Below are 22,109 nucleotides of genomic sequence, written 5' to 3' on the forward strand. Positions count from 1 at the left end.
TATGAGAACAGTTGTAGATATTATTAGATATATAGTTGGAGGTTTATTCGTATTTAGTGGTTTAGTAAAGGTTGTAGACCCTGTAGGAACAGCCATAAAGCTAGAAGAATATTTTGCGGTTTTTGCTGGGGATATTGCTTCATTCTTTTCAATTTTTGAGCCTTATGCTTTAGTTATAGGAATCGTTTTAAATGTGTTAGAAGTAACATTAGGAATTGCCCTAATGATTAGGTGGAGAGTTAGATATACGATGAATCTACTAAGCATCATGATTGTATTCTTCACTTTTCTGACCTTTTATACGGCATACTTTAATAAAGTAACAGATTGCGGATGTTTTGGAGATGCCATTACTTTAACTCCCTGGCAATCATTCACAAAAGATGTAATTCTATTAGTTCTAATAGGGTTCTTATACTTTAATATTAATAAAATTAAAGAAAGTACATTTGGCCCTAAAAATGTAATAGTAGTCTGCGTTACCGCAATTAGCTTACTTTTATGTATCTATTCTGTAAAGCACCTTCCTATTATCGATTTTAGAGCTTACAAAATTGGGACTAATATTCCTGATGCTATGAAGGCGAAAGAAAATCCAAAATTTCAATATACTTTTGAAAAGGACGGGGAAGAAATAAAATCTTATGAGTATAAGTCTGAGGAAGAGGGCTATAAATTAGTTGGACATGAAATTACAAATCCTGAAGCTTCTACTCCTAAAATAACTGATTTTGCTTCTTGGGATGAATCAGGTGATAAAACACAATACCTTTTGAATGGGCAGAAACTTTGGATAATTGCATATGATATTGCCAATGCTAATACTGGTGGCTTAATAGAAGTTAATGATCTTTTATCCAGATTAGGCCCAGGTATTGAACCCATCATATTAACTTCTTCTTCAGCGGAGGATGTACTCAGAATTAAAGCATTGCGAGGGCTAAAAGCTAATTTCTATTATGCAGATGCTACAGTTTTAAAAACTATTATTCGATCTAATCCTGGCTTAGTTTTAGTTAAAGATGGAACTATTTTAGATAAATGGCATTTTAATGATGTACCTAACCCAATTGATGTCAGAGAAAACTTATAATTAATGCGATATTTTCTTTTAGGGCTTCCAGGAAGTGGTAAAAGCCACTGGGGAAAAATTTGGGCCCGTGAAACTAGAAATTCATTTTTTGACTTAGACGAGGTAATTGAGAATAATGAAGGAGAGAGCATAAAAAATATTTTTAAAACCGAGGGTGAAGACCATTTTAGAAACTTAGAAAGCTTTTATCTTAATAAATTAATAGATAATTATCATGGATTAGTACTATCAACCGGAGGTGGTACTCCTTGTTTCAATGAAAATTTAAAACTTATGGCCAGTGCAGGAAAAACAATTTTCCTAAATCCACCCATTGAGGATATTGCTTCAAGAGTATGGAAACCTGAAACCAATGAGAGGCCAATGTTCAATCAATGCAAGTCTAAACAAGAAGCTTTTAGAGTATTAGAAGATTTAAAAACTAAAAGAATTATATATTACGAACAAGCTAATATAATACTTGAAAGGTGGGATGAGAACATAATAAAAAAAATAAAGTAATAGAAGGCCAGTTCAGCACTGGCCTATTTTTATTATAAACTTTTACCTATAGTTAGCCTGAAACTTGAAATATCTGATTCCGATCTTATTACGTCACTACTCATATCACTACTAGAATAAGCAACAAAATCAGGATTATCAAAACTGCTCAATCGGTATGTTGCATCAATAAAAAATCCATCTTTTTTCATTATACCAATTCCAGCAGAAATTGATTGTCTATTAAGATTGAAATTTTTATAAGGATTATCAAAATAAGCGTAACCTACTCTGGCCCGAAAAATATTAAGCCTTCCTTCTGCCCCAACTTTTAAATTAAAAGTACTATTCAAATTATTTCCAACCTCAGGGACATCTCCATCAAATGCTCCATTTGTACTACTATATCTTGCCGAAGTATAATCAACATATTCCAAATCTGCTGTTATAAACCCATATTTTGATATGAAAGTAGTAGCTCCAACAGACACTTTTTGTGGTAATCTTAGGCTATAAGATGGGACTTCATTAATTATTTCTTCTTCATAGCTAATATTCTCTTCACCTGTTTCAGGATTAAAGAAAAAGAAAGTTTCCATAGCTATGTCTTGTGTTTCGTTCATGGAAATAAAAGTTGGACTAGTATAGGAGAAGCCTACATTTAAAATGTTTATGGGTTTATAAATAGCCCCTAAAGTAAAAGCGGCTCCAGCACCAGAAATCATAGTTTCTTCATTTAAATCCATATAGTTAAGAAATGAATTATCTGGGGTCTCTCTAAAACTCCGTACCATTCTATAATTAAGAAAATTCACATTAAGTGCTGCTCCAATATATATCTTGTCATTATAGTTTGCACCGTAGGAAACATCCAAAGTAGTAATTCCACTATAGGTGTCAATATTTTCTCTCTGATCTGCTGATTGTGTTAAATATCCACCCGTATCCCCATCAAAATCATATCGATCTATTAAAAATGTATTGTTCTCAGTGTTGAAAGTCTGTAATAAATAAGTTTGATAAGCTAAATAGGTATAAGCATTTGAATTAGCTACATCATCAATTTCATTTCGGGTATTAAATTCTCTGAAACCATTTTCACTTAAAAAAGGAGTTAAGGCATTTTCAGTAAAATCATAAGCAATTCCGTTTTCATTTTGACTTACAGTTCCATTATAATTAATGTTATTATAGAAACTTTGCTTTTGATTTATTGCTAATCCAAAAGCTCCAGAAATCCATTTCGAATCTGCATATTCCTCGAATCGGTTTTGCAAAACAAACCCCATATTAGGAATTTGAAAATTCCCTCCCACATTATAATTATTATTCCCTTCATAGGTTGAGTTGAATTGTCCTAATCTTAAAACAGGAGAAATAGCCCATGAAGATCGATTATAAAATCCTAAACCAGCGGGGTTAGCTGAAATACTACTGATGTCACCACCTAAAGAAACATTAGCTCCACCTAAGCCAACAAAGCGAGCTGAACCTCCTCCATCGGTCTGACTGAACCTAACAGCGTCAGCAGTGTATAAAGGCACTTGAGCTGATGAATCAAAAGCCATCATTACACTCGCTAAAACCGCAAATATATAAACGGACGTTTTCATTTTACTAAATTTAAAAAGTTGAAGTTTAGACGTAGTCGTATTGTAAATACTCTGAAAAGTAATCGGTTAATTTAAAAAAAGCACCCTTTAGCAGGATGCTTTTTTAATATTATCTACCACCTCTTCCACCGCGTGAAGAGCTGCTCCCCCTTGAACTACTACTAGAGGATCTGCTGCTAGAAGACGATCTACTACTTGATGAAGATCTGCTGTAAGAGCTACTTGATCTTGAAGAAGAAGATGATGATCTTCCAAATGAAGAAGAACTTCTACTTGAGCCGGATGATCTTCCAAACGAAGAATTACTTCTACTTGCGCCAGTAGATCTACCAAACGAACTGCTACTTCTGGAACTGGAACCGAAACTACTCGATCTATCAGGATTAGAACTTCTTCCTGAAGAATATGTAGTTCTATTAGTTCTAGAGCTATTGTAGTATCTTGAATTATCTACAGCATTATTAGATCTACCTGTTCTACCACTCGTATAAGAAGATCTAGTTCTATCTCCGTTGTAAACTGCAGTTCTTGCTCCTCTTTCAGAAGCAGATGCAGTTCTCGCATATTCAGCTGTCCTAGAAGATCTAGTGTAAACTGGATTATTTGAACTTCTAGGTGTAGAAACTCTACTGCTTGCAGTTCTTGCAGAAGTTGCAGCTAATCTTGATGATCTATCAGCTGTGTTGGTACTTCTTAATGCAGTTCTACTTCTCTCTGTACCAACATTTCTACTTGCATTATACGTATTGACATTTCTGCTTCTTGTACTTGCTATTCTTGTATTATCTACAGATCTAGTAATTCTTGGTCTACTAGTATAAGTTCTATTTCTTCTGTTATTGCTGTAATCACCATAAAATCTGTTTTGATATAAGCCAGTATAATACCCATCGTAGAAGCCATTTCTATAACCATTATGATAAGCCCATAAAGAGTTACCTCCCCAGTAAGGATTTCTCCATGGATTCCCAAAGGCATATGGATTACCCCAGAATGGGTCATAGAAAAATGGATCGTAGAAACCTCTTCCATATCCTACAGACCAATAAGAACCACCCCATGAATTCCAACCAAAACCTACATTGAAGCCTGGTCTGAAGAAAAATGGATCATAAAACCCTCTATTAGCCCATGAATTGAACATCCAAGGATCATTCCATCCCATCATCCAAGGATTCATTCCTCCATAGAAATTATACACTTGAGTTTGTGCAATGCCATTTCCATTACGAGGGTCTCTCCCTTGTCTGGCTGCACTTTCATCATAATACCAGCCTTCCTCAGTGTTTTCAGCAACTGGTGGCGCTTGATTTAGCTCTGCATTATTTTCTTTTTCATTATTTTTTAAATCACGAAAATCTGAATCCGATTCAAATTGATCATAATCATAGCCCGATTTTTTTAATTCCTCTGCTCTGCGTTTCTCTTCCAAAGCAATCTTTTCATTCAATACTTTTCTATCTTTGGAATTAAAATAAAGGTCATCATTCTCAACTTTTAAATCAGATTGAGAAAAACCTATGTTCGGCATAAAAAATATGCTAATAAATAGTATAAAGCTTAAGGTTTTCATGGCTACATAATTTAATGTTTCTAATTTTACAACGTTTATCATCGCAAATTGATTTCCAATATATGAAATCTCTTTGTGATAATTAACATTAAATAGTGATACAAACTTCATACCAAATTATATAAAATGGCGAAAGGATTACCAAAAAGAAGTGAAGATTACTCGCTTTGGTACAACGAATTAGTAAAAAGAGCGGATTTAGCTGAGAATTCAGCAGTTAGAGGAAGTATGATCATCAAGCCCTATGGTTTTTCCATTTGGGAAAAAATGCAGAGAGAATTAGATGATATGTTTAAAGAAACGGGACATCAAAATGCATATTTCCCACTTTTTATTCCCAAATCGTATTTAAGTAAGGAAGCTGCCCATGTAGAAGGATTTGCAAAAGAATGTGCTGTTGTAACTCATTATAGATTAAAAAATGATGAAAATGGAAAAGGCATTATTGTAGATCCTGATGCAAAACTAGAAGAAGAACTAATTGTTAGGCCAACTTCTGAAACTATCATTTGGAATACTTTCAGAAATTGGATTCAATCCTATCGTGATTTACCTCTTTTAATCAATCAGTGGGCAAATGTAGTAAGATGGGAAATGCGTACTCGTCTTTTTCTTAGAACAGCAGAATTTCTTTGGCAAGAAGGACACACTGCTCATGCTACTAAGCAAGAAGCTATTGAAGAAACCGAAAGAATGATCAATATCTATGCTGAATTTGCTGAAGAATTCATGGCATTACCAGTAATAAAAGGATTGAAATCTGAAAGTGAAAGATTTGCTGGGGCTCTAGAAACGTATTGTATTGAAGGACTTATGCAAGATGGAAAAGCACTACAAGCGGGAACATCGCACTTTTTAGGCCAGAATTTTGCTAAAGCTTTTGATGTAAAATTTGCCACAAAGGATGGTGGAAAACAAGAATATGTTTGGGGAACTTCCTGGGGCGTTAGTACCAGATTAATGGGGGCATTAGTAATGGCTCACTCAGATGATGACGGGCTTGTCTTACCTCCTAGATTAGCTCCAATTCAAGTAGTAATTGTCCCTATCTTTAAATCAGAAGAAGATCAGAACAGAATTGCTGAAGTAGCAGAAAAGCTAAGAAAAAACTTGAAGAAAAAAGGGATTACTGTAAAATTCGATAATAGAGATACCCATAAGCCTGGATTTAAATTTGCAGAATGGGAATTGAAAGGAGTGCCTTTAAGAATTGCGATTGGGCCGAGAGATTTAGAAAATGGTACTGTTGAATTAGCTAGAAGAGATACTAAAAAGAAGAATACAGTGAATATTGAAGGTATTGAATCCATTATTGAGGATACTTTAGAAGCAATTCAAAATAATATTTACAAAAAAGCAAAAGACTTTAGAACTGAGAATACAGTAAAAGTTGATACATATGAAGAGTTTAAAAATATTATTGAAAATAAAGGTGGGTTTGTAAGTGCTCATTGGGATGGAACTGCTGAAACAGAAGAAAAAATAAAAGAAGAGACGAAGGCTACTATCAGGTGTATTCCTCTTGATGCTGAAGAAGAAGCAGGTAAATGTATTTATACTGGAAAACCATCAAATAAAAGAGTGCTTTTTGCAAAAGCTTACTAATTTTAATTATTTTTAGTTTTATTTGCTTCATATGGTTGGTATAATATTTCTTATTTTAGCTGGTTTAGCACTAATTATAGCTGAGCTTATTTTTGTTCCAGGCACTACATTTGTTGGAGTGATAGGTCTCTTACTTACCATAGTGGGTATCTTCATCGTTTTTGATGATTATGGAAATATAGCTGGTTATTGGACAGTTGGAATCACTGGAGTAGTTACTCTAGCAGCTATTATCTTTAGTTTTAAATCAGCATCTTGGGATAGATTTTCTTTAAAATCTAGTATTAAAAGCAAAGTAAATGATTCAGATGTTTATACCTTTCAGGTTGGCGAAAAAGGTAAAACTGTTTCTGATTTAAAACCTATTGGAAAAGCTGAAATATTTGGTAAAGTTTACGAAGTAAGAAGTAAGGGGGAATGGATAGGTGCAGGACAAGAAATTCAAATTATAAAAATAGATCATAAACGAATATTTGTAGAACCAATTAAATAATATGGACACATCATTAATCTTTATTGTAATCGCAGGAATAGTATTATTTTTTGTATTCCTATATTTTGTACCTATCAACCTATGGATAACCGCGATATTTTCTGGTGTTAAAGTAGGTTTATTCGAGCTTGTTTTTATGAGAATCAGAAAGGTTCCGCCAAGAATTATAGTGGAATCCATGATTACCGCTACAAAAGCAGGCTTAGAAGTTACTACCAATGAATTAGAAACACACTATCTGGCTGGTGGTAATGTTCCTAATGTAATTAAAGCATTGATTTCAGCAGATAAAGCAAACATAACTTTAGGGTTTAAGCAGGCAACCGCTATTGATCTTGCGGGTAGAGATGTATTTGAAGCTGTTCAAATATCTGTTAATCCGAAAGTAATTACAACACCTAAAGTGGCAGCGGTTGCTGCAGATGGTATACAATTAATTGCTATTGCAAGAGTAACCGTCAGAGCAAACATCCAACAATTAGTTGGGGGTGCTGGTGAAGATACAATCTTAGCTCGAGTAGGTGAAGGTATAGTTACTTCTATTGGTTCTGCTAACTCACATAAAAATGTATTAGAAAACCCTGATAAGATTTCTAAACTAGTATTACAAAGAGGTTTAGATGCAGGTACTGCATTTGAAATACTTTCAATTGATATTGCGGATGTAGATGTTGGAGCTAATATTGGCGCCAAACTTCAAACTGACCAAGCATCAGCAGACTTAAAAGTTGCTGAGGCAAAAGCAGAGGAAAGAAGAGCTATGGCCGTTGCCGAAGAACAAGAAATGAGAGCTAAAGCTCAGGAAGCAAGAGCAAATGTAATTCAAGCTGAAGCAGAAGTACCTCAAGCAATAGCAGAGTCATTCAGAAGTGGAAATCTTGGGATAATGGATTATTACAGAATGCAGAATATTCAAGCTGATACTGATATGAGAGAATCTATTTCTGGTAATGACAAAGGAACTAGTTCTGGAAAAAAATCTTCTGGTGGTAAAAAAGGAGACGATAAATAAACAATAATTAATAATTAATTTAAAGGCTCATTTTTTTTTAAAAAATGAGCCTTTTTTATGCTTTTCGGATACTTCATTATGTTATTTTGTTCAATCTTTTTTACTAATTTAGAGCATGAGCGAAACTATAAAATTTCAAATAATTGATGTTTTTACATCTGAACCTTTTGGAGGAAATCCTCTAGCTATTTTTGATGATGCCGATAATTTATCATCAGATCAGATGCTTAAAATTGCTAAAGAATTAAATCTTTCAGAATCAGTTTTTTTGAATAAGCCTGCTCATGGTGGTGATGTAAAAATGAGAATCTTTACGCCAGGTATGGAATTGCCAACAGCTGGCCATCCTACTATTGGAACTGCATTCTATTTGTTGAAAATAAAGGATATAATTCCTAAAAATGATTTAGAGCTAATTTTAGAACAAAATATTGGTGATTTAAAGGTTCAGTTCCAGAAAGAAGAGAGTAAAATCTCGAAAATATTAATGGAACAACCGCTACCGAAATTTGAACAAACCTTTAAAGATAAAAAATTAGTATCATCTTTAATTTCTGTTAAAGAAGAAGATATTGAAGAAGATTTTCCGTGCAGAATTGTCAATTGTGGTAATCCATTTCTAATTATCCCAATAAAATCAAAAGCTGCAATTGATAATATGAAGTTAAATAATGAGCTTTTCAGCGAAATCTTGGATGAAATATTCATCACAGGGGTAATGGCTTTTTCATTAGAAACAGTTAATAAAAATAATTTGACCTACAGCAGAATGTTTGCTCCACATATAGGAGTCCCTGAAGATCCTGCAACGGGTAGTGCACATGGCCCATTGGCTTCATATTTACATAATTACAATATGGCTGATTTGAGTACCATCAGAATAGGCGAACAAGGCTATTCTATGCAAAGGCCTAGTCAGATAAAAATGAAAATTGTACAAGAAGCAGGTAAAATTTCAAAAGTATTGGTTGGTGGGTCATGTGTACATGTTGGTAGTGGTGAAATCATTATACCTCAGATAAATGAGTAAAAAGCAAATATTATTTGTTTGTCCTTACCCAACTGATGAAGCTCCTAGTCAGCGATTTAGATTTGAACAATATTTCAAAATTTTAAAATCGTATGGCTACAAATACGACATTGCACCCTTTCTTACTATAAAAGCATGGAATATTTTATATAAAAATGGTTCTTCAATCCAAAAGTCAATTTGGATACTATTATCTTATTTCAAGAGAATTGCACTTTTATTTTTTATAAGAAAATATGACCGAATTTTTATACATAGGGAAGCATCTCCACTAGGGCCTGCATTTTTTGAATGGTTTAGCGTTAAAATTCTGAAAAAGAAAATCATTTATGATTTTGATGATGCGATTTGGTTAGATGATCCTAACGAAAAAGGATCCTTAAAAGCAATTTTAAAATGGAAAAGAAAAGTCAGAAGTATTTGTAAATGGAGTTATAAGGTAAGTGCAGGGAATCAATATTTAGCTGATTATGCAAAAAGATACAATCAAAATGTAATTATAAATCCTACAACCATAGACACTGGCTATCATGAAAATAAAGTAATCCAAAAAGAAAATGAAAAAATCACTATTGGATGGACTGGAACACATTCTACCTTACAATATCTATCTCCCCTAATTCCTATTTTAGATCAGCTTAATCAAAATTATGACTTTGAGTTATTAATTATTTCCAACCAAAAGCCAGATTTTAATGTCAATTACATACGATTTATAAAATGGAGTAAAACTTCTGAAATTGAAGACTTGAATCAGATTGATATCGGAATTATGCCATTATCCGATGATATATGGAGTAAAGGGAAATGTGGTTTTAAGATGCTTCAATATATGAGTATAAATAAGGCTGTCATTGCTTCTCCTGTAGGTGTCAATCAAAAAATATTAGAGGAGAGTAATGCTGGTATAATAGCTTCAAATGATTCTGAATGGATAAATGGTTTGAAAAAATTATTGGATAATAATGACTTAAGAAATGAATTAGGTAAAAGAGGACGGAAGTATATTCAAAACCACTACTCTGTCAAATCTAATACTGAAAACTTTCTGAAATTATTTGATTAATAAACTAAATTTAACTTTTAAATATAAAATCAATACTTTTACATACGTTTCTACTAAAATTAAATAATATGAAAAGAATAATTACAATACTTTCATTAGCGATTTTTTGTATTGCTAATATTCAAACCACTAAAGCTCAAGAATTTGAATCTTTGATTCAAAGTAGTTTAGGTGATGCCAATACTTATTTAAAAGACTATATGAATCCATTCGCTGCTTCATTAGGTAATGGATTAGCAAATGGTTGGTACAATACTGCAAAACCACACAAAACATTAGGTTTTGATTTAACTGTGAATATGAATTTTGCTGTAATACCAGATGCCGCTTCTCAGTTTGAATTTGTTGCTTCTGAATATAATAATTTAAGACTAATTAATTCATCTGATAATATGCTTCCTACTTTTACTGGTGGATCTACCGAAGCACAATTAGAGATTTTTGGATCTAGAGAAATTGATGGTCAAACTTATGATTTCGAACAAGCAATTGGTGCACCTGATGGTTTCGGTTTAAGTGATTTACCTGGCCCTTTAGCAGTTCCAACTCCTACTGTGCAGTTAGGTGTTGGCATTGTAAAGAATACAGATTTAATCTTAAGATTAACTCCTGAAGTTAATGTAGGTGATTTAAGTTTTAGATCATTCGGATTAGGTTTTAAGCATGATTTCAAACAGTGGATTCCTGGAATGAAGTTATTACCGTTTGATTTATCAGCTTTAGTAGGCTTTAATAGAATTACTACTACCTACCAAATTGATCAAGCAGCTGATCAATTTGCTGAGTTCAATGCGAGTGCTACTACTGTTCAAGCTATAATCTCTAAAAAATTATTATTCTTCACTCCTTATGCTGGTTTAGGTGTAAATATTGTGAATTCTAACTTCGCTATGAAAGGCGATTATGTATTCAACCAAGGTACTCCTGAAGAAATAGATGTTACTGATCCAGTTGACATTGCTTTCGATGGAGCTGGTGGCCCAAGATTTACTGTTGGAGCTAGAGTGAAAATTTTATGGGTTTTAGCTTTAAATGTTGATTATACTATCCAAAAATACAACACTTTATCTGTTGGATTAGGATTAAATATCCGTTAAAAAGAAAAAATAACAAAAAAGCTCAGATCAAAATTTTTGATCTGAGCTTTTTTGTTTATTACCATAATACACGTTTAACAATTAAATGAATATTTTTTAAGTTATAATTGCATCTGAAATTTAAAATCAACTAAAATGAAAAGTAAATTATTAATTATTGCCCTTATAGTTATAGCACATACTGGCTATACCCAAATCAGCTCTGGGAACTTATTAATTGGCGGAAGTGCTCAATTTAGAAGCTCTGATAATGCTGATATTCAAAGCATTACGATTTCACCCAATATTCATTATTTCATTAATGATAATATTTCTTTTGGTGGTACTTTAGGGTACAATACCCAAAGAAATAATATTGGTGCTAACGATTTTGTAAGGACTAATACATTTTCGATAGGTCCTGAAGCTCGATATTATATGGAATTAGGAGAAAGCTTATTTTTCTATGGAGCCGGAAGAATTGGACTTGGCTTTGGTGGATCAAATGCTATTACTGGTAATAGCAATACAGACCTAAATGATTTATCAACTTTTTCATTTAACCTAAATCCAGGAATTTTATTTACACCTGGATCTAAAATAGGTTTCAATTTTGAATTGAATTTATTTACTTATAGAAGAGTTTCGAATACACCGGCAGGAAGCAATACGAGTGCTATATCAAATGAAATAGTTTTAGGACCAAATACTTTCACACCTACATTTGGTCTTTATTATATTCTCTGAAACTAATTTTAAATAGAATATTGATAAAGCCTCATCTTAATTTTGATGAGGCTTTATTCTTTATTATTGATTGGAAGGTAAATTTTTGTTGTGGTCCATTCTCTATCTTTACTTTCCACATTCATAGTCCCTCCTATCTTTTTCAGTATCTCTCTACTGTTATATAAACCCATTCCATTTCCATTTGATAATTCTGTTCCTCTATAGAACATATCAAATATGTGAGGTTTAACCTTTTCAGGGATTCCAATTCCATTATCAGTAATTTCAATTAAATGGAAATCTTCATTTTGGGTAACAGAAACCTCAATTTTAAAAGCATCTTTCCCTGTATCTCTGTATTGAAAACTATTTTTAAGTATGTATTTAATGATAATTTCTAATCTATCATCATCAGTTCTAATGCTATAATCATTAGGTATATTTAGTGTTACTTTTGGCTTAAGATTATAAATATTATTAACAAATAATATTAATTGCTCAACCAAATCTCTGAGGTTAACTTCTTTTAAATTAACATGTGTATGAATATTTGTTGCTACATTACTTATATCATTCACAAAGCCATTTAACAGCCTTAAATTCAATCTTAAATGATGTTTAAGTTCGTTAACTGTTTGAACGTCTGAAATCTCAATTACCTTCAATAGTCCTTCTAAAGAAGCAACAGGACCTCGTATGTTATGAGATACACTGTACAAAAACTTATCTAATTCGTGGTTAATCTGATTTAAAGCTAAATTCTGTTTTGTAATCTCTTCCGAAAAATGAATGTTTTCAGTTACATCTTTTAGAATAAAAACGTAACCATTATCCGATTTTTCAATTGAGTCAACTTTTACAACTGTTGCATCAATGAATATTTCTTTTGATTTACTAAAATTCCTGATGACACAAGAGAAACTAATTTCCCGAAGGCCAGATTTAAGCTTATTAATTTTGTTCCAAAACGCAGAAATATCCTTAATATAAATGGCATCTATAAACTTGAATCTATTTTCAAACTCACGACCAAATAACTGTTTTATTCTTTCATTATACCAAATGGATTCAAAATCATCATTGGTGAAAATTATGCCACTAGGGATTTTGTTAAGTAATTTGTTTTTGTTTAATGAGGCTAAAAAGTGATTTTCTGATTTAGTTGCTTTATTCTCTAGGTTAAATTTTTCTAGATTTAATATTTGTACAAGAGCCTTACCATCTGAATTATATAATTTATTAAAGTAAATTTTAAACCCATCAGCTTGAAAATTAATAGTTTGATTGAGTCCAAACTCTTCAACTTTATTTTTAAAATAATCTAAAGCATCAGATAAAACTTCTTTATTTTTTAAAAATTCATCGTTTATTTTTAAAATTTTGCAAGAATCCAGATCAATGATAAACATTGGATCATTACAATTTTCAAAAACATCTGCAAAAGCGATAAAGCTCTTATCCATATCTTGATTTACGGAAAAGGGAACATTAAGATTCTTAATCAGTTTATGGTCTAAATGTTCAATCATATTTCAAATTTATACCCGATTCATAGTATAAAAAAATGGCTTAATCGAAATACATTACAGTTGTATAAATTGAATTGAAAATAAAAATAGTACCTTTTATTTGGGTTATTAAGATAAAAGTAAGTGGAATTACTTATTGATCAGTTATTAAAAACTGTAATTTCACTTAGCTTACATTCAGAAAACATTAAAAAAAGGAATAAATAATACAGTTTTATTATTAAAGTTTTACTGGAGAATAATCCAATGAAACTTATCTTTGCTTAAAGTCAAAAAGAAAACAATATGTACGGAAATCTTCAAAGTAAATTACAAGGTGAACTTGAACAGCTAGAAAAAGATGGCCTTTATAAAAAGGAAAGAATTATTACTACTCCACAGGGAGCAGCTATTAAAACTGATACTGGAAAAGAAGTACTAAACTTTTGTTCTAATAATTATTTAGGTTTATCATCTCATCCAAAGGTATTAGAAGCTGCAAAAAAAACCTTAGATACTCATGGATTTGGAATGTCCTCGGTAAGGTTCATTTGCGGTACACAAGATATCCATAAAGAACTAGAGCAAAAAATAGCAGATTTCTTAGGCACAGAAGATACCATATTATATGCTGCAGCATTTGACGCTAATGGTGGAGTTTTCGAACCTATTTTAGGCCCGGAAGATGCTATCATATCCGACTCTTTAAATCACGCTTCAATTATTGATGGTGTGAGATTATGTAAAGCGGCAAGATATCGTTACCAAAATAATGATATGGATGATTTAGAAGAGCAATTAAAGAAAGCTGAGGGAGCTAATAGTAAAATTATAGTGACTGACGGTGTATTCTCTATGGATGGCTATGTGGCTCAATTAGATAAGATTTGCGATTTAGCTGAAAAATATGATGCCCTTGTTATGGTAGATGATTGTCATGCTACTGGTTTTATTGGTAAGACAGGTAGAGGTACCCACGAACTCAACAATGTTATGGGTAGAGTGGATATTATTACTGGTACTTTAGGAAAAGCATTAGGCGGTGCTATGGGTGGATTTACTTCTGGTAGAAAAGAAATCATTGATATGCTACGCCAAAAATCAAGACCTTATTTATTCTCCAATTCCTTAGCTCCTGCAATTGTAGGAGCATCTATAGCTGTTTTTGATTTATTAAGTAGCTCTACTGAACTTAGAGATAAGTTAGAAAATAATGTTAATTACTTTAAAGAGAACATTAAAAGCGCAGGTTTTGATATAAAGGATGGTGATTCAGCAATTGTTCCTATTATGGTTTATGATGCTGCATTATCACAAAAATTTGCAGACAGATTGTTGGAAGAAGGAATTTATGTCATTGGATTTTTCTATCCTGTAGTACCAAAAGAGCAGGCAAGAATCAGAGTGCAGTTATCAGCAGCTCATGAAAAGGAACATTTGGATATGGCAATTGATGCGTTTACAAGAGTTGGAAAAGAATTAGGAATTATATAAGTATAAAAACCGGAGCAATATTGCTCCGGTTTTATCATTAACCTAAGTGATATATGGAATCTTGTTTGGCCTCATATATCCTAAACATCGATCTTATATAATCTTCCATCTCTTCAGAAACTGTCTTAATTTTAGAAGATATTTCTTGAAGATCATTTCGATCGAATTTTTCAATGTCAATTAAATTAGTAAGACCTTTCATAGTTACTACAGGTCTTCTCATGATATGGGAAATATCAAATATAATTTGATCAAGCAAAGTAGAGTAAGCCTTTTGTAGATTGAAATCTTCAAGGACTCCAAAGAATTTAAATCTGCCATCTTCAATTCTTTTGATATAAAGCTTAATCAAATAGTATCTTTTCTCCATTGTTTTGTTAGTACAACCATAAACATATTCCATATTATGATCCCCTCCTACTTGTCTGATATTTTCATAAAAATCAGATAGAGGCATGCATAATAGCTTACTGAGCCTTTTACTTTTTGATTCCTCAAATTCAAAAGCGGGGTGCTTTCTCATAAGGTGCTTACTAAATTTAACATCTAATATTTCCGCATCCTGGTTAATTTCTGCTTCAAAAAAAGAAGAGGGTAAATTATCAAAATTCAATTGGTAAAGTGAATGATTAATTAGTTCATCTAAATAGGAATGAAATATTGAATTAATATATTCTCCTAATGATTCCATCTTTTGAAATAATTGATCAAAATCATTTTTATGATGATCAGGCAACATAATTCCTAGCATACCCTTGATTTGCTGATCATCATCTACTAAAGGATAAATAAGTAATTGTCTACCCTCTTCAAAATCATTAAAAATATCAATTTTATTAAATAATGTGTGCAGTTTAAAATCTGGCACATATATAACTTCTTGTTGTAATCGAGCTATTTTAGACTTAAATGAATTTATATCTAAAGTTATTTCAGTATGTTGATCTTTTTCAACAGAATAAATTTGTTGGAAATCTTCATCCCATAATACCAAAAATGAACGTGAAGAATCTGTAACTTCAGCAAGCATTTTTAATGCAGGATTCATTTTCTTTTGCAATAGATGATGCTTGGCTAGAAAGGTACTCTTTATGGATGTAGTACTGGAGTATGTCATCTTATGCGGTTTTAATGATAGCCCCTATACTACATATGTATATTTTTTATTAAAGCTAAAAAAACCCTCTAAGATGGAACAAATGATATCTTAACAACAATAGGGGAGAAGTTATCTATCACTTTTAATATGTCCCATCTTATCGGGTGATGTCGCTATATAATTAAAGGTCTTGGTTGAATGCCTAAAGCATAATTGATTAACGACATTTCAAAGGTAGCACAGTGAGAACTTCTGTCAAACACCATAAATGGGGTATTTTAAACTATTTTAGGGGTAGTTCTATTTCAATTTGGTGGTTAAAATTTGATTTTGATCTGATGATATAATACTAATGAAAAGCCTAAGAAATAGTTAAAACCCAGCTTTACCATTGATTTTCAACAATTTAAAAATCTACATTATTATTTTATTATAAAGATTAAAGTCGATTAAAAACCCCATTTTTATTTTAATTTCACCCCTTTTTTATTGGATAGAATAAGAATAGGTAATAAATATAAGCCCAAATAATAATTTAAATAACCTCTAAACTAGTGTTTCCCAATTAGTTAAATAGTCCTAATATTGTAAAATCATTAACAACACAAAACAATAGGATTATGAAGACTTTAAAAACAATCAAATACGCATTAATATTAGCTTCAATATTTACATTCTCAGCTTGTGAATTAATCGAAGAACCAAATTTTGATACTACTGAATGTACTGATGGATGTAATACACAAAAAACTGAGGATGTTACAGAATAATTTTATTTTTTAACCTCATTATTCTAATTTTAGTATATGAGGTTCATTTTTATTTTTTTTTTAATAATCATAATTAGCACAAAACTTTATTCTCAAAATAATAAGGAAAAAGAATATTACGATATTGGAAAAAAATTTCATTCCATTGAGCAATTTGATTCGTCTATTGTCTATTTTTTGAAAGCAGAGAACTATTTTTTGCTTAAAAAAGATTCGCAAAATTTGGCAAAAACATATAATTATCAGGGGTTAAATCATAAAAACCTTAATAATAAGGAAAAAGCACTTTCTTATTTTTATGATGCAATTGAATTAAATAAAAAAATTAATTATAAACGAGGTCTAGTAATCAACTATATTAATCTTGCTAATTATTATAATTCAACTAACGTAGATTTGTCTTTATCATATTATCAGGAAGCGTTAAGATTAATAGAAAATGATGACAGTAAATTAAATGCAATTTTAAATATGAATATTGGTACCATTTACTCTTCAAATGATACCACTTATTCTAATAATGACTCCGCAATTTATTATTATTTAAATTCATTAAAGGTTTTTAAAGATTTAAAAGATACAGCTAGATTATCGAGCCTACATCATAATTTAGGATTATTATATGAGCAAAATGAAAATTTGAATGCTTCCTTAAGCAACTATCAAAAGTCATTAACATTTGCAAGAAGAACTAATAATAAATATACAATATCAGAAGAACTAATGGCGGTTGGTGTTGTTTTGCTCAAATTAAAAAAAGCAGATGAAGCTTTAAATCTTTTTGAAGAAAGTTTAGAAATAGCAATAAATATAGGAGATGAAAACAGAAAAATGCACCTATATTCAAATATTGTCAAGTCTAAAATGCAATTAGGGGAAGTAAATGAAGCTTCATATTATTTTGAAAAATTTAATAAATTACGGGATTCCTTATACAGTACTGAGAGAATGAAAGAGGTTAAAAACCTCGAGACTAAATACGAAACTGAATTAAAAGAAGCTGAAATTAAAGAACAGCAAAAGGCTATTGAGCAGAAAAACTTTCAGAAAAATTTATTCCTTGGCCTCAGTTTCTTCTTAGTATTATTGGTCATATCTACTATATGGTTCTTCCTTCAAAAGCAAGATTACCTTAAAAAATTGAAGAATGAGGAAATTGCAAACATGAAGACAGAACAGGAATTAAAAGAGCTCAATGCTATGATGCATGGACAGGAGGAAGAGAGAAATAGAATTGCTAGCGATTTGCATGATAGATTGGGTGCTCGATTGTCTTCCATAAAACTATTGTTTCAATCTGATCAGAACGGCAATGGGGAAACCTTAAAATCTAAACTATTAGACAACATAAACGAAGCAATAAAGGAGACTCGAGAAATCTCACATAATCTTTCTACTGATATGCTGAGTCGTTTTGGTCTTGAAACTGCACTTAAAGATATAGTAAGAACCATTAACGAAGCTGAAAAGATTAAGGCTGACCTATCAATATATGGCTTGCAAAAACGCTTGAGTCTGGAAATAGAAAGAAATATCTACCATATAGTTTTAGAATTAATTAATAATACTATTAAACATGCTGAAGCTCAACAGATTTCTATTCAAATAAGCTTGGTAGATGATGAAATTAATTTGTTTTATGAGGATGATGGTAAAGGATTTGATGTACAAAATGTTGTAGATTCAGGCTTAGGTATGAGAAGTATATACGCTCGTATTAATACTATTAATGGTGCTGTTTATTTTAATTCAAAACCTGGACAAGGTATTAATGTTGTCATGAATATCCCTGTAAAAGAGGTGGAAGAAAACATTAAAAGTCAAAATTACAAAAGCAAACTTGCTTAAAATTTACTCCTCCAATTTTAACTTAATCACAAGTTACTCTTAATAATTCATATCTACATTCCTATCTTTGCGATATGAATAAATTAAGAATTGTATATATGGGTACTCCTGATTTTGCGGTACCTTCATTAAAAATATTAGTTGAAAATAAATATGATATAGCAGCAGTAATTACTGCTCCAGATAAGCCTAAAGGTAGAGGTCAAAAAATGTCAATTTCTCCAGTGAAGGAATATGCACAGTCTGTAGGTTTAAAAATATTACAGCCTACCAATTTAAAAGACCCGAACTTTCAAAAAGAACTTAAAGACTTGAATGCTAATCTACAAGTAGTAGTTGCTTTTAGGATGCTTCCAGAAGCCGTTTGGTCAATGCCTGAAATTGGTACATTTAATTTACATGCATCCCTCCTACCGCAATATAGAGGAGCAGCTCCTATCCATTGGGCGGTTATGAATGGAGAAAAAGAAACTGGTTTAACTACATTCTTTTTAAAACATGAAATAGATACGGGGAGCATAATTATGCAAGAAAAAGAATCTATTTCAGATATGGATACCACGGGAGAAGTTTACGAAAGACTTATGAAAAAGGGAGCTGATCTAGTATTAAAAACGGTTCAGGCTATCGAAAATGATGATTATGCGCTTACTCCGCAAGATGAGAATCAAAAATTGAAGCATGCTCCTAAATTATTCAAAGAAAATACTGAATTGAAATGGGATCAGCCAGCAGAAAAACTCTACAACTACATCCGGGGATTAAATCCTTTTCCTAGTGCATGGGCAATTTTAAATGATAAAAAATATAAAATTCATTCCTCTTCAATAGTTGATAAAAATAAGACGGGAAATATCGGAGAGATTATAAGCGATCATAAAAGCTATTTACATATTCAATGTAATCCTGGTATTATTTCATTAGAGAATATTCAACCTGAAGGTAAAAAGAAGATGCCAACCGCTGATTTTTTCAGAGGAAATAAATTATAAAGAATCTTGCTGGATATTTTTAATGATTAACTCAGCTGTATTCTGAGAAGTATTTTCAGAACCTAGAATACTTCTCAGTTCTTCATATTCAGTTTTTTGCTTTTTAAATTTTTCACCTTGAGGTAATATCATTTGTAATTCATTTGCAATTTTTTCTACCGTAAAATCCTCCTGAATTAACTCTTTAACTACCTCCTTACCCATGATAAGGTTTACCAGAGATATAAACTTTACTTTAACTACTCTCTTCGCAATTGCAAAGGAGATCTTACCTGCTTTATAAACGACTACTTGAGGCACTTTAAATAAAGCAGTTTCAAGAGTTGCGGTACCAGATGTCACAATCGCAGCTTTTGCATGACTTAATAAGTCATAGGTTTGTTCAAATAATATATCAATGTTTGCTTCATTTTCTACATTTCCATATAATTCTGAATCCAGATTATTAACACCAGCAATTACAAATTGCTCTTTAGGGAATTTTTTTGTGACCTCCTTAAGGTTAGCAAGCATATGTAAAACCTCCTGCTCTCTGCTACCTGGTAAAACTGCTATCACTTCCTTATTTCTATATTTAAACTCAGGATTGGGCTCAAAAGCTCTAATAGCATCTAAAAGAGGATTGCCTACATAATCAACATCAAAATGAAAACGTTTGTAAAATTCCTTTTCGAAAGGAAGAATTACGTACATATGGTCAACATTGCGCTTAATGTTAAAAGCTCTTTTTTGATTCCAGGCCCATATTTTTGGGGAAATATAATAATGAACCGCAATATTATTTTCTTTGGCAAATTTGGCAATTCGCATATTAAAGCCAGCATAATCAATAAGAATTAAGGCATCTGGTTTATAATCCAGCAAATCCTTTTTACAGAATTGAATCTTCTTACTGATTTTACCATAATTTTTAAGTACCTCCCAGAAACCCATATAGGCCATTTCTTTATAATGGACTACTAAATCCCCTCCAGCTTTTTGCATTTTATCTCCGCCCCAGCAACGAACGTCAGAATTAGTATCAATTGATTTGAGGGCTTGAATTAAGTTTCCTCCATGTAAATCTCCAGACCGCTCCCCTGCTATTATGTAATACTTCATAATACTAGATTTAGCCTAAATAACCTTTCTCATACGCCATTTTCACCATATGAGAAACGTTCTTAGCTTCAAATTTTTGAAGTAATAATTTTCTGTAAGAAGTAATAGTATTGGGAGAAAGGTCAAGTTTATCTGAAATTTCACCGGATGTATCTCCTTCACTGAGCAGTTGCAATATTTTTCGTTCTGTATCGGTTAATTTAACACCACCATCAGATTCTCCATATACTCTCATTTTCATGGCCATTTTTGCCATTACATCCTGAGAAAAATAGGTCTTCCCTTCCATTAATCGTTTTACAGCCGATAATATTTCTGTTTCACTAACATTTTTGAGAACGTAACCGTCCACTCCAACATCTAGTGCATTTTGAATATATCCTTCTCTATCAAACATGGAAAGGATCAATATTTTAGTTTCAGGAAATTTTTTCTTAATTTCTTCAGTAGCTTCAATACCATTTAAGACAGGCATATTTAAATCCATGATGACTACATCAACAGGATTTTTAGCAAGAAAATCTAATACTTCCTTTCCATTTGAAACCGTTCCAACTATTGACAACTCCTCTTTTGCAGATAATATTGATGACATACCACTGGCTAGTATTTCGTGATCATCCGCAATCAATATTTTTATTGGGTAAGATATCTCAGTCATAATCAATATTAAAATTAAGCAATCTTAATTAGAATTGTGCAATAATAAGGATAATTGAATGATTTCAACTATCCAATAATGAATCCTTGATTATAAGTAAAATAAGAATTGTAAAAAGTAGAATTTAAACCGCCTGTGTTCCAACTCTCGTGATGTTATCATTAACATTATCACTTTCAACTAATCCATCACGCATTCTGATAATTCTATGAGCGTATTGAGCAATATCATCCTCATGAGTTACCATCACAATTGTGTTGCCCTGATCATGTAATAATTGAAATAATTCCATGATTTCATAAGATGTTTTGGTATCTAAGTTTCCTGTTGGTTCATCTGCAAGAATAATACTAGGATTGTTTACAAGGGCTCTTGCAATAGCTACACGCTGTCTCTGACCACCCGATAACTCATTGGGTTTGTGATACGCTCTTTCAGCTAAGCCAACACTTCCTAAAACCTCTAGTGCTCTTTCTTCTCTTTCAGACTTGCTATAACCCGCATATACTAAAGGCAGCGCTACATTTTCTAATGATGATTGTCTTGGCAATAAATTAAAAGTTTGAAAAACAAAGCCGATTTCCTTGTTCCGAATTTCTGCTAAATCATTTTCGGAAGTTTCACTTACATCTTGACCTGCCAATTCATATTTTCCTCTTGTAGGAGTATCTAAGCAGCCAATGATATTCATTAGTGTAGATTTTCCTGATCCGGAAGGTCCCATGAATGCCACATATTCTCCCTTTTCGATATTGATAGATACAGATTTTAAAGCCTCCACGGTTTCAGTCCCCATTCTGTAGATCTTTGCAATATCTTGTGTTTTTATAACGGCTTGTCCCATTTATTTTAAATTAATTGATAGT

20 protein-coding genes are annotated in these 22,109 nt (G+C 31.9%); 13 read left to right on the plus strand and 7 right to left on the minus strand.

The annotated features are described in order from the left end of the window. Window position 1 precedes the first annotated feature (1 nt). Window positions 2-1,093: a BT_3928 family protein gene (locus QYS47_RS13600; protein WP_322346750.1), complete on the plus strand. Its 1,092-nt coding sequence runs from the start codon at window positions 2-4 to the stop codon at window positions 1,091-1,093. 3 nt (window positions 1,094-1,096) lie between these two features. Continuing rightward, on the plus strand, window positions 1,097-1,594 hold the full coding sequence (locus QYS47_RS13605) for a shikimate kinase (RefSeq protein WP_322346751.1): 498 nt from the start codon (window positions 1,097-1,099) through the stop codon (window positions 1,592-1,594). Window positions 1,595-1,626: 32 nt separating this feature from the next. On the opposite strand, the gene QYS47_RS13610 is transcribed toward QYS47_RS13605, so the two are convergent. After that, the gene (locus tag QYS47_RS13610) at window positions 1,627-3,186 is read right to left on the minus strand and encodes an OmpP1/FadL family transporter (protein WP_322346752.1); all 1,560 of its coding nucleotides are present in this window, start codon (window positions 3,184-3,186) and stop codon (window positions 1,627-1,629) included. Between the two features lie 109 nt (window positions 3,187-3,295). After that, window positions 3,296-4,870 (minus strand): hypothetical protein, encoded by a 1,575-nt coding sequence (locus QYS47_RS13615; RefSeq protein ID WP_322346753.1) that lies wholly within the window; start codon window positions 4,868-4,870, stop codon window positions 3,296-3,298. A gap of 15 nt (window positions 4,871-4,885) precedes the next feature. On the opposite strand from QYS47_RS13615, the gene proS reads away from it, so the two are divergent. From proS to QYS47_RS13650, 7 genes are all read left to right on the plus strand, one after another. After that, entirely contained in the window at window positions 4,886-6,364 is a 1,479-nt protein-coding gene (gene proS / locus QYS47_RS13620) for a proline--tRNA ligase (RefSeq protein WP_322346754.1), read from the plus strand. A 31-nt stretch (window positions 6,365-6,395) separates the two neighbouring features. Continuing rightward, window positions 6,396-6,857 (plus strand): NfeD family protein, encoded by a 462-nt coding sequence (locus QYS47_RS13625; RefSeq protein ID WP_322346755.1) that lies wholly within the window; start codon window positions 6,396-6,398, stop codon window positions 6,855-6,857. A 1-nt stretch (window position 6,858) separates the two neighbouring features. Beyond that, on the plus strand, window positions 6,859-7,869 hold the full coding sequence (gene floA, locus QYS47_RS13630) for a flotillin-like protein FloA (RefSeq protein WP_308356144.1): 1,011 nt from the start codon (window positions 6,859-6,861) through the stop codon (window positions 7,867-7,869). Window positions 7,870-7,984: 115 nt separating this feature from the next. Then, a complete protein-coding gene (locus QYS47_RS13635) occupies window positions 7,985-8,899 on the plus strand; it encodes a PhzF family phenazine biosynthesis protein (protein ID WP_322346756.1) in 915 nt (304 codons plus the stop codon). After that, window positions 8,892-9,965, plus strand: coding sequence for a glycosyltransferase (locus QYS47_RS13640; protein WP_322346757.1), 1,074 nt, complete (start codon window positions 8,892-8,894; stop codon window positions 9,963-9,965). Before QYS47_RS13635 ends, QYS47_RS13640 begins: the two co-directional genes overlap by 8 nt. Window positions 9,966-10,033: 68 nt before the next feature. Beyond that, on the plus strand, window positions 10,034-11,062 hold the full coding sequence (locus QYS47_RS13645; RefSeq protein ID WP_322346758.1) for a DUF6588 family protein: 1,029 nt from the start codon (window positions 10,034-10,036) through the stop codon (window positions 11,060-11,062). Between the two features lie 135 nt (window positions 11,063-11,197). Beyond that, complete coding sequence (locus tag QYS47_RS13650) at window positions 11,198-11,788, plus strand: outer membrane beta-barrel protein (protein WP_302123928.1); 591 nt, start codon at window positions 11,198-11,200, stop codon at window positions 11,786-11,788. 53 nt (window positions 11,789-11,841) lie between these two features. Here the strand turns inward: QYS47_RS13650 and QYS47_RS13655 are convergent, their stop codons facing one another. Next, a complete protein-coding gene (locus QYS47_RS13655; protein ID WP_322346760.1) occupies window positions 11,842-13,299 on the minus strand; it encodes a PAS domain-containing sensor histidine kinase in 1,458 nt (485 codons plus the stop codon). A 285-nt stretch (window positions 13,300-13,584) separates the two neighbouring features. Between QYS47_RS13655 and kbl the strand changes: the two genes are divergently transcribed. Continuing rightward, window positions 13,585-14,772 carry a glycine C-acetyltransferase gene (gene kbl / locus QYS47_RS13660; RefSeq protein WP_308356139.1) on the plus strand — a complete coding sequence of 396 codons (1,188 nt, stop codon included), beginning with the start codon at window positions 13,585-13,587 and terminating at the stop codon, window positions 14,770-14,772. 37 nt (window positions 14,773-14,809) lie between these two features. Here the strand turns inward: kbl and QYS47_RS13665 are convergent, their stop codons facing one another. Next, complete coding sequence (locus QYS47_RS13665) at window positions 14,810-15,889, minus strand: hypothetical protein (RefSeq protein WP_322346763.1); 1,080 nt, start codon at window positions 15,887-15,889, stop codon at window positions 14,810-14,812. Window positions 15,890-16,491: 602 nt separating this feature from the next. On the opposite strand from QYS47_RS13665, the gene QYS47_RS13670 reads away from it, so the two are divergent. The 3 genes from QYS47_RS13670 to fmt all read left to right on the plus strand — a co-directional run bounded on the left by QYS47_RS13670 (window position 16,492) and on the right by fmt (window position 19,481). Continuing rightward, a complete protein-coding gene (locus tag QYS47_RS13670) occupies window positions 16,492-16,641 on the plus strand; it encodes a hypothetical protein (RefSeq protein WP_302123917.1) in 150 nt (49 codons plus the stop codon). Window positions 16,642-16,863: 222 nt separating this feature from the next. Further along, a complete protein-coding gene (locus tag QYS47_RS13675) occupies window positions 16,864-18,489 on the plus strand; it encodes an ATP-binding protein (RefSeq protein ID WP_322346764.1) in 1,626 nt (541 codons plus the stop codon). 74 nt (window positions 18,490-18,563) lie between these two features. After that, window positions 18,564-19,481 (plus strand): methionyl-tRNA formyltransferase, encoded by a 918-nt coding sequence (gene fmt, locus QYS47_RS13680; protein ID WP_322346765.1) that lies wholly within the window; start codon window positions 18,564-18,566, stop codon window positions 19,479-19,481. Here fmt and lpxB read toward each other — a convergent pair. The 3 genes from lpxB to QYS47_RS13695 all read right to left on the minus strand — a co-directional run bounded on the left by lpxB (window position 19,476) and on the right by QYS47_RS13695 (window position 22,087). Further along, a complete protein-coding gene (gene lpxB / locus QYS47_RS13685; RefSeq protein ID WP_308356135.1) occupies window positions 19,476-20,582 on the minus strand; it encodes a lipid-A-disaccharide synthase in 1,107 nt (368 codons plus the stop codon). The genes fmt and lpxB overlap by 6 nt on opposite strands. 10 nt (window positions 20,583-20,592) lie before the next feature. Then, complete coding sequence (locus tag QYS47_RS13690; RefSeq protein ID WP_302101533.1) at window positions 20,593-21,243, minus strand: response regulator transcription factor; 651 nt, start codon at window positions 21,241-21,243, stop codon at window positions 20,593-20,595. A 124-nt stretch (window positions 21,244-21,367) separates the two neighbouring features. Further along, a complete protein-coding gene (locus QYS47_RS13695; RefSeq protein WP_308356134.1) occupies window positions 21,368-22,087 on the minus strand; it encodes an ABC transporter ATP-binding protein in 720 nt (239 codons plus the stop codon). Window positions 22,088-22,109 lie beyond the last annotated feature (22 nt).

It is taken from the genome of Marivirga arenosa, from assembly GCF_030503875.2.
Lineage (GTDB): Bacteria > Bacteroidota > Bacteroidia > Cytophagales > Cyclobacteriaceae > Marivirga > Marivirga arenosa.